Source organism: Arsenophonus endosymbiont of Aphis craccivora (genome assembly GCF_013460135.1).
Classification (GTDB): domain Bacteria; phylum Pseudomonadota; class Gammaproteobacteria; order Enterobacterales; family Enterobacteriaceae; genus Arsenophonus; species Arsenophonus nilaparvatae.
In genome coordinates, this window is the sequence record NZ_CP038155.1 from 717,016 (window position 1) to 730,391 (window position 13,376).

Consider the following 13,376-nt stretch of genomic DNA (forward strand, 5'->3'; position numbering starts at 1 on the left):
TTCGGTAATGTAAGCGTTGATATTAATGTATAGCTAAAAGTAACTGAGGAACAACATGCGAATTAAAGTATTGCTTGGTGCCACACTATTTGTCTTGGCTGGCTGTTCAACAACCAATAAAATTACTACCGCGGGTGAAAAAGTTCTTTTCGTTAATGCCCAGCATGGAAGTGAATGTCGGCATTTAGGGTCGATTACCGGCGCCCAAAGTAATTGGCTTAGTGGCGTAAATAATGAGTCTAGTTCACTGCGTGGCGCAGCAAATGATTTACGCAATAAAGCTGCTGAGATGGGAGGTAATGTTATTTATGGCGCTAATAGCCCAACGGAAACGTTACTCTCGAGTTTTATTCCTACTTACAGTAAAAATGATAGGACAAGTTTATAAGTGTCCATAACGCATGCTAAGCATGATCCTGAATAATATAGGATCATGCGTTTTATCATGTAGCTAAATTGTTATTGTAATTGTAAGTCAATCGGTGTTTTACTCAATTTTCCACCTATTTCTCTGGTTAATCTCGGTACCAGATAGCCTGAGATACGGGTAAGCAGTTCTTTCATTATGATGCGAGCCTCTTCATCCGTTACCATAAAATGGGCGACACCTTGGACTTTATCTAATAGATGTAAATAATAAGGTAGTATGCCGTTTTCAAACAGTTTATTACTTAATTTAGCGAGACAGTCAGCATTATCATTCACACCGCGCAAAAGTACACTTTGATTTAATAAGGTAACACTTACCTGTTTTAACTGTTCCATCGCGCGACTAAACTCACTGTCAATTTCGTTGGCATGATTGATATGAGTCACCATAATAATCTGTAATCGAGAAATATTGAAACGTTGGCAAAGTGTTGTGGTAATGCGAGCAGGAATAACCACCGGTAATCGGCTATGGATCCTAAGACGTTTGATATGAGGGATAGTTTCTAACTGTGACATCAGCCAATCTAACTCATGATCTTTTGCCATCAAAGGATCGCCGCCTGAAAAAATAACTTCATTAAGCTCAGTATGGCGTTGAATATAATTTAATGCAGTCTGCCAATTTTGTTTGTTGCCTTTGTGTTCTTCATACGGAAAGTGACGCCGGAAGCAGTAGCGGCAATTAACGGCACAACCTCCTTTCACTAATAGTAGGACGCGATCCTGATATTTATGTAATAATCCTGGAATTGGACTATTTTGCTCATTTAACGGGTCAGTCGAAAATGTTGGCGTAAGATTAAATTCAGATTTTAGCGTATTAACTTGCCGTAAAAGGGGATCATTGGCATCACCGATCCGCATTTTTGCAATAAAAGGGTGAGGTACGCGCAGCGGAAATAAAGCACGAGCAGCACTTCCAGCACGCAATTCCGGATCATTTTGTAGTGACAGTAATCGTCGCAATTCGTCAGGATCAGTGACAGCTTCTGCAAGTTGTTGTAGCCAGACTTCTTTGGCAGGGCTTTTTTGAGTTACAATATTAAACATTTTTTGGCTATGCCATTTTTACTTAAAAAATTTAGAGGATTTCTATGGCTACCTATAGTACCAATGAATTTCGCTCAGGTCTTAAAATCACGTTAGATGGCGAGCCTTGTGCAATTGTGGAAAGCGAATTTGTCAAACCAGGCAAAGGGCAAGCGTTTGCTCGCGTACGGATCCGTAAATTAATTTCTAATAAGTTATTAGAAAAAACATTTAAGTCAACTGATTCTGTCGAAAGTGCTGATGTTATGGATCTGAACTTGACCTATCTATATAGTGATGGTGAGTTTTGGCATTTTATGAATAATGAGACTTTTGAGCAACTAGCTGCTGATGAAAAAGCGGTCGGTGATAATGCAAAATGGTTAATCGATCAAGCTGATTGCATTGTTACATTATGGAATGGACAGCCTATTGCTATCACGCCACCGAATTTTGTTGAACTGGCAGTGGTTGATACCGATCCGGGTTTAAAGGGGGATACCGCAGGTACGGGCGGAAAACCGGCAACATTAAGTACCGGTGCGGTGGTAAAAGTTCCGCTATTCGTTCAAATTGGTGAGGTAATTAAAGTTGATACCCGCTCCGGTGAATATGTTTCTCGGGTGAAATAATATTTAGCTAATCTATCGCTTTTAATTAAAGGTTGTTTGTTAACAATGAATGGAGTGATAGGAGCATTATTTTTTATTGCTAATAATAGCCTGAAAATTTCAGGCTATTATTGTTTCCGCAATATTTTCTATTATCTTAGCTATTGATTTATCTGTTTTCTATTAGCCATTAGTGATTTAGGACTTAAGTATTAATAATTCGCTGTGGATTCACAATAATGTTCTTATCATTTGCCGCTATTGCTAAGCAGGGTGTTTCACGGCTGGTTGGAGTGGCTGATTTGAGCGCGCTTCAAATCGTTCTGATTGAAAACAATGCTAAAATCACTAGCGTGATCATAAAAAAACTGGTCAATCCTGCATCGACACGATTATTAAAAACTAATTGCACTAACTGAGATTGGCTATATTGTGGCGGAATATTACCGCTGTTAATCAGCGACTGAAATTTGGTGGCAATGGCCAAAAAACCGATACTACTATTTTTACTAAATACTTTCTCCCAAGCCGCTGTCATCGTACAAATGATCAGCCAACAGGTAGGTAATAGGGTTACCTAAGCATAAATATGTCGTTTTATTTTGAATAAAACGACGGTGCAAAGCATTAACGCCATACTTGCTAGCATCTGATTGGCAATACCGAACAGTGGCCATAATGTATTGATACCGCCTAATGGATCTACTATACCTTGATAAAGAAAATATCCCCACGCTAACACACAAAGTATTGTGGCAATAACATTGGCAAGTAATGAATCGGTTCTTTTTAGCGGTGGTGATATAACATCTAATAAATCTTGCAACATAAAGCGTGCAGCTCTTGTTCCAGTATCGACAGCGGTTAAAATGAATAACGCTTCGAACAAGATCGCGAAATGGTACCAGAAAGAGACATTGAGTAAGCCGCTAAATGCACTATGTAGTAGATAAGCCATCCCAACAGCCAGGGTTGGTGCCCCACCGGCTCTTGAAATAATAGATTGTTCTCCAACTTCGTTAGCAATGTTGATTAGGGTTTCTGGTGTAATATGAAATCCCCAGCTACTGATTATTTGCGCCGCGGAAGCCACCACGTCAGAGGTTCCAACCGGCGCTAACATTGACATTGGGCTATTCATTGCAAAATAGACCGCTGGAGCGATGATGCAAGCCGCAATTAATGCCATGATAGCGACAAACGACTCTATTAGCATGCCACCGTAACCAATCAAACAGGCCTGATTTTCATTTGCTAACATTTTTGGTGTTGTACCTGATGCAATCAAAGCATGAAAGCTCGAAACGGCACCACAGGCGATGATAATAAAGAGGAAAGGAAATAGTTCACCAGACCATACTGGTCCGCTACCATCAATAAATTGGGTCAGTGCTGGCATTTGTAACGTAGGACGAGTAATGATAATGCTGATAGCCAGTCCGATAATGGTACCAATTTTTAAGAAAGTTGATAGATAATCTCGTGGCGCCAATAGTAACCATACAGGCAGCACTGCAGCGATAAAGCCATAAATGATCAGTAGCCAGGTTAGCTGAATACCATCGAAATCGAAATAATAGGCCCAACTTTCATTTTTGCTAACCCATTCACCTGAAACGATAGCAAAGATTAAGAAAGTAAAACCAATAATTGAAATTTCACCAATTTGGCCAGGACGAATATAACGGATGTACACCCCCATAAAAATGGCTAGTGGGATGGTAAAGGCTACCGTGTAAGTTCCCCAAGGGCTATGCGTTAAGGCTTTTACGACAATCATGGCCAAAACAGCAAGAATAATCACCATAATCATAAAGCAAGCAATAAGGATCGTGATCCCTGCGATATTTCCCATTTCGGTTTTTACCAATTCACCAAGTAAACGTCCATCACGGCGAACAGATACAAACAGCACCATCAGATATTGCACTGCACCAGCAAAAACAACTCCCTCTAATATCCACAGTATACCAGGCAAATAGCCCATTTGTGCAGCAAGCACTGGCCCAACTAAAGGACCCGCTCCGGCAATGTCAGAGAAATGATGACCAAATAGGATTTTTTTATTGGTTAGTACATAATCTAAGCCATCATTATAGCGAAGAGCGGGAGTCATGTGAGTCGGATCGATAGCAAGAACCTGATTGGCGATATAGCGCCCATAGTAACGATAGGCAATGAGTAGATACAAACTGCCGCAACAACAATCCATAATGCGTTAATTTGTTCACCTCGATTGAGGGCAATATAACCCAATGAAAAGGCACCTAGCAGAGCAAAAATAACCCAGCTCATAGGTTTAATAACGTTATTCATATTAGCTCCATCTAATGTTGTTATTAGTAAAAAAGTGATGATCTCCATTCTTATAATCTATTTTGCTTAAAGCTCAACTAGCTGAAACGTGCTAACCGATGAGATGTAAAAATTATTTTGCATAATTGTTAATTAGGTCACTTTCCTATTTGCTGTGAAACAGGCTAGTTGTATCGTTTTTTATTTGTAACTAATAATTATTTTCTGTAAAAGAGCATGATTAGAAATAATTAATTTTTCTATGTTTAAATGGACTATTAATTCTGTTTTATTAATTTAGTTTGAGCTGGATTAAATAGCATTTTTTATTTTTTTTTAATAAATAATAAGAATAACGCCAAATACAAGCAGTAAGCACAGAAGTTATTTTTTAATAAGAGGTATTGTTTAGTGCATCAACTTGCTATTTTTCACCAAAAAGTATCATTACTTTTTAATCATATTGGTCTTGAACCAATAGAAAAAACATCCAAACAGGAAGCTTTCAGTTTAACTATCGATAATAAATTTTACTTTTATTTGGGGTTAATTGATCAGTTTGATTGGTATATTTTTACTGATTTAGGTCATGTAAATGAGTTAACGCAAAAAAATATTACTATTTTATCTTTATTGCATTTTAATAATTTGACCCAGCTACGTTGGCAACCAATTGCCGCACTTAATGAAGAACAACATCTTATATTATGGGTGAAATTGCCTTTATATGAGATCAACACATATGAAATTATTGATACTTTTGAATTATTGCTTGAAAAATCAGAACAATGTGTAGCTGAAAAGTAATAGATTAACTTAAAAATAAGGGGTTTTATGATGCCTAATATCTTACCGATTTATAATAATTAATGCCTAATACCAATTATGCCTCAGATGAGGCATCTGGCGGCCAAAATGGGGCACAAAAAACTGAGTATCAAGGGCGTAATATTATCAAGAATAGCGAATCAGCGTCCATTTTGTTACGGCACAAACCCCATTTAGATACTGAAACGGATCTAGACAGTAATCAAACGCGGCGTCATGCTGGTATGAATTTTGAGATTGATGTAACGCCACCGGAAATTCCAGCAAAACCTACTGTGGCGGAAAAAAAGTTAACCAACCCACCGCTGCTTCCTCCTAAGCCAAAGTTAGGTGCGACAGAAACCCTGAATATACCATCAGAAAAAGCGGTTGCTGGTGCAGTATCGAGTGCGGCAAGCATAATTGGCGATGATGGTATCCTTCTCAGTAACCAACGAAATAATAAGCTTTTGCTGGCTAAGGCAACTTTAGTTAAAGCGCCGGATGGTAAGTTATTACCCGCAAATCACGTGCAAATTGCGGATCGGAATGTGGCAATGATCAGTGAGTATCCTAAAACATAATATTTAGAAAGTTATTTTAAAATGCTATCTGATAATCAAACGCCACTTCTGGTTGTCTTGGCATCAAATAAGGACATTGAGACTGGAGGCTTACCTGAATATTTTAAGCAAAGTGGAAAGTATGGGAGTGTGTCAGTTAAGGTTGAAAAGAGTGTGGAAAACAGATCTGCTGGCAAATTTAACTATGACGAGTATCAAATAGAAATTAAGGAAGGTAAGCAGTCATATCAAGTGCCTGTTATTCATATTAATAATTGGCTAGGAAAAAATAACATCAATAATGAAGGGTTAAAGGCTATCACTGATCGTATTAATCTGGCAAGCCATGATCATTCGACTGAGCTTTACCAAAAAAATAGTAAAACAGTACATGATCTCAATAAAGTATTACCAGTAATACATGGTAGTAAAGGATATGACCGCTCTGCTTTTCTGGTTGCGGCAACTCAAGTATCTAAACCTAGTAATAAATTGAGTGCTGAAAAAATTATTAACGAAATAAAAAATTCCACTAGCGCAAAAATATTAGATAAAACATCACAGCTGGACTTACTTAAGCAATTTGAAGAAACGAAGGGTAATTACATTAGTGATAAAAGATCATCCGCTAAGATGGATGAAGGTACGACTAAATTAGAAAATGCTACTGATACAGATATGCTTCCAACAAAATTAAAGAGAATGTTAAGTGATCCAGAGGTACCCGCACCGCCATTACCGCCACGTAGAATGTCAGCAGAAGACCAACAACAAACCGTTCTACTAGCTAAAGATCTATTTCAACGGTTAGCGGACAACTTTAGCGATGTCAACATAGACAAATCACAATATATTGAGAAAGTTGAGAATCAACGGTTTGGCAATATCTGGACTGCAAAAGCAACGGCTGTGACAGCCCCGAATGGTCAGCCTTTACCCGCTAATCGGGTACAAATTGCTGGTCAGAATGTCGCTAGTGCTTGCCAATATCCAAAACCAAAATCAATGGAAGATTACTTTAAGATGTTGGTGGCTAATCGTACACCTGCGCTGGTTGTATTGGCATCAGAAAAAGATATTAATCCAGAATTTGGCGAAAAATTGCCTGAATATTTTAGAAAAAGCAATCAATATGGTGATATTTCAGTCACTGCAAAGGGTACCGGTGAGGGTAAATTAGCTGACGGATTGGATTATCAGCAATATTTATTGCAAGTCACCGAAAAAGGTCAAGATGCTAAAGTTACCATACCTGTTATTCATGTTCCTAATTGGCCGGATCGAACTGCCTCTGGTAGGCTTTGTTGAATAAATCGAACTTTTAGGTGATTGGCGGAGCTGATCGCTAAATTCGTTTCAACATCAGGTCCCCATGGCAAAGCAAAAGTTTAAAATTACCAACTGGCCCGCGTACAACAAGGCACTCAGACAACGCGGTTCCCTGACGGTCTGGCTTGATGAGTCGGCCATCGCTGGATGGACTGACAGTTCTTCGCCTGAAGGTCGTGGCCGGCCGCTTTACTACAGCGATATGGCTGTTACCACTGTCCTGATGATGAAGCGTGTGTTTAACCTGTCGCTCCGGGCATTACAGGGCTTCGTTGATTCGATTTTTAAACTCATGTCTTTGCCGCTGTGCTGTCCGGACTACTCGCTGGTCAGCAGACGAGCAAAGAGCGTCAACATCAGCATAAAAACGCCAACGCGTGGTGAAATCTCGCATCTGGTCATCGACAGTACCGGTCTGAAGGTCTTTGGCGAAGGTGAATGGAAAGTCAGGCAGCATGGGGCTGACAGACGAAGAGTGTGGCGCAAGCTTCATCTGGCAGCAGACAGTGTGACTCATGAGATTATCTGTGCCGACTTATCGCTCAGCGGAACGACAGATGCGCAGGCACTGCCGGGCCTGATTAACCAAACCCACCGGAAAATCAGGGAAGTGTCAGCAGACGGTGCTTATGACGCCTGTTACTGCCACGATGCGTTGCTAAGAAAGAAAATCAGGCCCCTTATCCCGCCGCGAAGCGGAGCGAAATACTGGCCGGACAAGTACCATGAACGTAACCATGCGGTGGCGAATCAGCGTCTGAGCAGGAGTAATGATATGTGGAAAAAGAAAGTGGGTTATCACCGGCGTTCAGTGGCAGAAACAGCGATGTTCCGCATAAAAACTTTGCTGGGTGGCCATCTGAGGCTGCGTGACTATGAGGCTCAGGTAGGTGAAGCAATGGCGATGGTCAAAGCGCTGAACCGTATGACGTTGTTGGGTATGCCACACAGCGTCAGGATCGGATAACAGCTGTAGCAGAGGGAGCCATCCTGGCGGCTAATTCTGATTTATTCAACAAAGCCTATTGTCATAAAAACCTCGATAAAATTAATTAATAATAAGATTCTTATTATTAATTAATCTTATCTTTTTTATGATGTGAAAATGATATTTACCAAATTTAGTAAAAAAATAAATAATATTTTCTAAATAGTTTATTAATTTATTTTATTCTGCTTATATTTCCAATTTGCCATGTCGATTTTTTGCATAAAACACCACTAGCACCAATATATAAATAAACTAAATTCACTTATTATACATACAAATTTTACTTATGATTAGCGGAATTCAGTACTAAATTAATCAGGGCATGAATAAATATCCATGCCCCGTATTAAATATGCCATGACAAAATAAATATTTGGCTATAATAAATAACTTTAAAATTAATGTACCAGTTTTAGCCCAATAATCCCAGTAAAAATTAGCCCCAGGCTTAATAAGCGGAAGGCTTTGTTGAATAAATCAGAATTAGCCGCCAGGATGGCTCCCTCTGCTACAGCTGTTATCCGATCCTGACGCTGTGTGGCATACCCAACAACGTCATACGGTTCAGCGCTTTGACCATCGCCATTGCTTCACCTACCTGAGCCTCATAGTCACGCAGCCTCAGATGGCCACCCAGCAAAGTTTTTATGCGGAACATCGCTGTTTCTGCCACTGAACGCCGGTGATAACCCACTTTCTTTTTCCACATATCATTACTCCTGCTCAGACGATGATTCGCCACCGCATGGTTACGTTCATGGTACTTGTCCGGCCAGTATTTCGCTCCGCTTCGCGGCGGGATAAGGGGCCTGATTTTCTTTCTTAGCAACGCATCGTGGCAGTAACAGGCGTCATAAGCACCGTCTGCTGACACTTCCCTGATTTTCCGGTGGGTTTGGTTAATCAGGCCCGGCAGTGCCTGCGCATCTGTCGTTCCGCTGAGCGATAAGTCGGCACAGATAATCTCATGAGTCACACTGTCTGCTGCCAGATGAAGCTTGCGCCACACTCTTCGTCTGTCAGCCCCATGCTGCCTGACTTTCCATTCACCTTCGCCAAAGACCTTCAGACCGGTACTGTCGATGACCAGATGCGAGATTTCACCACGCGTTGGCGTTTTTATGCTGATGTTGACGCTCTTTGCTCGTCTGCTGACCAGCGAGTAGTCCGGACAGCACAGCGGCAAAGACATGAGTTTAAAAATCGAATCAACGAAGCCCTGTAATGCCCGGAGCGACAGGTTAAACACAAGCTTCATCATCAGGACAGTGGTAACAGCCATATCGCTGTAGTAAAGCGGCCGGCCACGACCTTCAGGCGAAGAACTGTCAGTCCATCCAGCGATGGCCGACTCATCAAGCCATACCGTCAGGGAACCGCGTTGTCTGAGTGCCTTGTTGTACGCGGGCCAGTTGGTAATTTTAAACTTTTGCTTTGCCATGGGGACCTGATGTTGAAACGAATTTAGCGATCAGCTCCGCCAATCACCTAAAAGTTCGATTTATTCAACAAAGCCGTGATTAATATTAACGGTTTTATCACTGGTTGATATTGCACTGGTTGGTGGGCTTTTAGTTATGGTGATGTTTTCAGGTTACGAAAACTTTATTTTAAAAATGACCGTTGATGATAAACATCAAAAATTAAGCTGGATGGGCAAAATGGATGTCAATTCCATTAAAAATAAAGTTGCCTCATCAATTGTTGCTATTTCTTCGGTTCATCTTTTACGACTGTTTATGGAAGCTGAAAAAGTAGCCGATAATACAATAATGTGGAGTGTAATTATCCATTTGGCTTTTGTTTTATCTGCCTTTGGCATGGCTTATATTGATAGAATGAGTAAAAATACCAAAAGCTAATAAATCGAGTTAAATCATTCTCCCCAGTGCTATATAACAATAGGGAAAAATTATCTCCTTTACGCCAGGGTTAGATAAACATATTCCGATAAATTACACTAAAAAATGGTCAGTTAATTTGCGTTATTTAATAATATTTAAAGCCGTTGAAATATTAAACTACTTAAAGCAAAACATTTTAATCGAAAATAGAGCCAACTAAAGAACAATTTGTGATCCAGAAACAGTAACAACTCTCGACCTTTAGGCCGAGAGGATATCAATGTAGCTTAAAATTTAACAAGTCATTGCCTGAAATAGATCTGCCTGCTGATGTGGAGTGATTGTTTTTGTTTACATGCTATTTTCCAATACAGAAGCTGGAAAAAATACGACCTAATAAGTCATCGGAGCTAAATTCCCCTGTAATTTCACTTAATGCCTGTTGAGCCAAACGAAGTTCTTCTGCTAATAACTCACCAGAGTGAGCAACCACTAACTGTTGATAACCTTGCTGTAAATGCTCTGCGGCAATATTAAGTGCTTGAATATGACGTCGTCTGGCTAAGAATACGCCTTCTATATGATGATTCAATCCAATGCTTTCTTTCAAATGTTGACGTAATAAATCAATACCTTCTTTGCGATAGGCTGACAGGCGAATAAGTGAGTAATTGCTAACTTTTGTTATTGTTACTGGTTCATTAGTAATATCGACTTTATTTCTAATCACCGTAATAGGTAAAGATTTCGGCAATCGCGCCATAAATTCCGGCCAAATCTGCTCAGGTTCAGTTGCTTCTGTAGTGGTGCTATCCACCATAAATAATATATGATCTGCTTGCTCTATTTCTTGCCAGGTTCGCTCAATACCTATTCTCTCAACTTCATCTGTCGCTTCACGTAAGCCTGCCGTGTCAATAATATGCAGAGGCATACCATCAATATGAATATGTTCACGTAATACATCTCTGGTTGTGCCAGCAACATCCGTTACAATCGCCGTTTCACGGCCAGATAGCGCGTTTAATAAGCTAGATTTCCCTGCATTCGGTCGTCCTGCAATCACAACCTTCATGCCTTCTCGTAATAAGCTACCTTGATAAGCTTGTAAACGCACACTATCCAAATGGGCTATTACCTGATTCAATTTTGTTTCTATCTTACCATCAGATAAAAAATCAATTTCTTCATCTGGAAAATCAATTGCAGCTTCAACGTAAATACGCAAGTTAGTAAGCGCTTCCACCATTTCATAAATCTGCTGTGAGAAAACACCCTGTAACGAATTTACCGCTGAACGAGCAGCCTGCTCAGTACTTGCATCGATTAGATCAGCAATAGCTTCCGCCTGAGCTAAATCCATTTTGTCATTAAGAAAGGCGCGCTCAGAAAATTCACCTGGATTAGCAATCCGGATCTCATTGATAGCTAAAATCCGTTTAAGTAATAAATCAATAATGATAGGCCCACCATGCACTTGCAATTCAAGAACATCTTCACCAGTAAATGAGTTGGGGGCAGGAAAATAGAGGGCAATTCCCTGATCTAACACTTTGCCATTGTTATCATAGAAAGGCAGGTAATCCGCATAGCGAGGTCGAGGTATTTTACCTAAAGCAATGCTGGCAACTTCAACAACTTTTGGCCCTGATATTCGCAAAATACCAACACCACCACGTCCAGGAGGGGTTGTCTGCGCAATAATTGTATCATTGGTATATATACTCATTTTACTCTCAATTCTTACCATAAATATGATTAAGGCGGTCTAATGACCGCCTTAATAAATTTTCTATTTTGTTATTTCTTTAATTGCAAATAACAAAATGCCAAAACTTATTTTTTATCGCGACTATGTAGGCCACGCTTTTCTAATCCACGATAAATAATTTGTTGCTGGATAATCGTCACCAGGTTACTAACGATATAGTATAAAACCAAACCAGAAGGAAACCACAAGAAAAATACCGTAAAAATAACCGGCATATAGGTCATAATCTTCTGTTGCATAGGATCAGTTACTGTCGTTGGCGACATTTTCTGAATAATATACATCGTCAAACCCATTAACAACGGTAGAATATAGTATGGATCCTGAGCTGATAGATCTTGGATCCAACCAATAAAGGGAGCATGGCGCAGCTCGACAGAACCCATCAACATATAATATAAAGCTAGGAAAATAGGCATCTGAATCAATAAAGGCAGACAACCACCTAACGGATTGACTTTTTCTGCTTTATAGAGAGCCATCATTTCTTGGCTCATACGTTGCTTATCATCACCAATACGTTCTTTCATCGCCGCAAGTTTGGGCTGCAACAAACGCATTTTTGCCATTGAAGTATATTGTGCTTTAGTTAATGGATACATAATCCCGCGCACAATAAAAGTAATAACAATGATGGAAAAGCCCCAGTTACCTATAAAACCATGAATAAATTTCAATAATTTAAATAACGGTTGAGAAATAAACCACAGCCAACCATAGTCCACAGTTAAATCTAAATGTGGTGCAACTGCTGCCATTTCCGATTGTAATTCAGGACCTACCCACAAGGTTGAGGTGTAATTTCCTTTACTATTAGCCGCAACTGTTATTGGCGAACTCTTATAGCCAATAATAGCAATGTCTTTATCTAAATCGATTGTATAAAAAGCGTTTTGGTTCTGATAGCCAGGTATCCATGCTGTAGCAAAATATTGCTGCAACATTGCGACCCAACCACCTTTAGTATTAACGTTTAAACTATTATCAGTAATATCACTGAAACTATATTTTTTATAATTTGTTTCATCGGAAGAATATGCTGCGCCACGATAAGTATGTAAGGCAAAATTATTACTTCCTGTATCACGCTCTTTTGGTAGTTCTGCAGTCTGTTTTAACTGACCAAAAAAAGCTGGCGTCAATGGTTTGGCACTATTATTGTCAATATTATACTCAACAGAAATATTATATTTACCACGTTTTAATAGATAGACTTTCTGATAAACCACTCCATATTTACCAGTAAAGGTAAGAGGAACACGCAGTTCATCTTGGCCATCTTGCAACACATAACTGGTTGCATTTGAGAAATATAAAGGACGCAATCCATTATTGTAGCCAGGGTTATCGGGACCATCCTGACCGATCAAGCCGCTCTGTGCTTGATAAATAAAATCTTTACTGGTTTCCAATAAACGAAACGGATCAGATGAATGTAATTCCTTAGGGTAAAGCAACAGCTCAGCCTGATCAATATCGCCGCCACGGGTATTGATGCGTAATTCAAGCACATCAGTTTTTACTGTGATAAATTTAGCTTGCTCATTACCTAGATTAGCTTGGTTATCATGACTTGGCATATCCATTTGTTTTACGATTTGGTCAGTCTTTATAGGTTGTGTTTTATCACTTTCCCATGTCTGCCAAATTAAAAACGAAACAAATAGCAAAGCGATGAATAAAAGATTTCGTTGCGAATCCATC

9 protein-coding genes and 4 pseudogenes are annotated in these 13,376 nt (G+C 39.6%); 8 read left to right on the forward strand and 5 right to left on the reverse strand.

The window, feature by feature from the left end:
• Positions 1–55 precede the first annotated feature (55 nt).
• Positions 56–398 (forward strand): annotated as a pseudogene (locus E3U36_RS03900) (DUF4156 domain-containing protein).
• A gap of 61 nt (positions 399–459) precedes the next feature.
• On the opposite strand, the gene epmB reads toward E3U36_RS03900, so the two are convergent.
• Positions 460–1,482, reverse strand: coding sequence for an EF-P beta-lysylation protein EpmB (gene epmB, locus E3U36_RS03905; RefSeq protein WP_180817162.1), 1,023 nt, complete (start codon positions 1,480–1,482; stop codon positions 460–462).
• 44 nt (positions 1,483–1,526) lie between these two features.
• Here epmB and efp point away from each other — a divergent pair, with 44 nt between their 5' ends.
• On the forward strand, positions 1,527–2,093 hold the full coding sequence (gene efp, locus E3U36_RS03910) for an elongation factor P (RefSeq protein ID WP_180817163.1): 567 nt from the start codon (positions 1,527–1,529) through the stop codon (positions 2,091–2,093).
• A 184-nt stretch (positions 2,094–2,277) separates the two neighbouring features.
• Here efp and cstA read toward each other — a convergent pair.
• Positions 2,278–4,388, reverse strand: a pseudogene (gene cstA / locus E3U36_RS03915) (pyruvate/proton symporter CstA).
• Between the two features lie 390 nt (positions 4,389–4,778).
• Between cstA and E3U36_RS03920 the strand changes: the two are divergent.
• The 5 genes and pseudogenes from E3U36_RS03920 to E3U36_RS03935 all read left to right on the forward strand — a co-directional run bounded on the left by E3U36_RS03920 (position 4,779) and on the right by E3U36_RS03935 (position 8,033).
• Complete coding sequence (locus E3U36_RS03920; protein ID WP_180817164.1) at positions 4,779–5,174, forward strand: CesT family type III secretion system chaperone; 396 nt, start codon at positions 4,779–4,781, stop codon at positions 5,172–5,174.
• A 62-nt stretch (positions 5,175–5,236) separates the two neighbouring features.
• On the forward strand, positions 5,237–5,758 hold the full coding sequence (locus E3U36_RS03925; protein ID WP_180817165.1) for a hypothetical protein: 522 nt from the start codon (positions 5,237–5,239) through the stop codon (positions 5,756–5,758).
• Positions 5,759–5,776: 18 nt separating this feature from the next.
• Positions 5,777–6,238 (forward strand): annotated as a pseudogene (locus tag E3U36_RS13525) (protein-tyrosine phosphatase family protein); the annotation flags it as partial.
• 249 nt (positions 6,239–6,487) lie between these two features.
• On the forward strand, positions 6,488–7,045 hold the full coding sequence (locus E3U36_RS13530; RefSeq protein WP_255479099.1) for a protein-tyrosine phosphatase family protein: 558 nt from the start codon (positions 6,488–6,490) through the stop codon (positions 7,043–7,045).
• A 64-nt stretch (positions 7,046–7,109) separates the two neighbouring features.
• The gene (locus E3U36_RS03935; protein ID WP_180816040.1) at positions 7,110–8,033 is read left to right on the forward strand and encodes an IS5 family transposase; all 924 of its coding nucleotides are present in this window, start codon (positions 7,110–7,112) and stop codon (positions 8,031–8,033) included.
• Positions 8,034–8,574: 541 nt separating this feature from the next.
• Here E3U36_RS03935 and E3U36_RS03940 read toward each other — a convergent pair.
• The gene (locus E3U36_RS03940) at positions 8,575–9,498 is read right to left on the reverse strand and encodes an IS5 family transposase (RefSeq protein ID WP_180817167.1); all 924 of its coding nucleotides are present in this window, start codon (positions 9,496–9,498) and stop codon (positions 8,575–8,577) included.
• A 79-nt stretch (positions 9,499–9,577) separates the two neighbouring features.
• Between E3U36_RS03940 and E3U36_RS03945 the strand changes: the two are divergent.
• Positions 9,578–9,919 (forward strand): annotated as a pseudogene (locus tag E3U36_RS03945) (TIGR00645 family protein); the annotation flags it as partial.
• A gap of 340 nt (positions 9,920–10,259) precedes the next feature.
• Here E3U36_RS03945 and mnmE read toward each other — a convergent pair.
• Positions 10,260–11,624: a tRNA uridine-5-carboxymethylaminomethyl(34) synthesis GTPase MnmE gene (mnmE, locus tag E3U36_RS03950; RefSeq protein WP_180817522.1), complete on the reverse strand. Its 1,365-nt coding sequence runs from the start codon at positions 11,622–11,624 to the stop codon at positions 10,260–10,262.
• 113 nt (positions 11,625–11,737) lie between these two features.
• On the reverse strand, positions 11,738–13,375 hold the full coding sequence (gene yidC / locus E3U36_RS03955; protein ID WP_180817168.1) for a membrane protein insertase YidC: 1,638 nt from the start codon (positions 13,373–13,375) through the stop codon (positions 11,738–11,740).
• Between the last annotated feature and the right edge of the window lies 1 nt (position 13,376).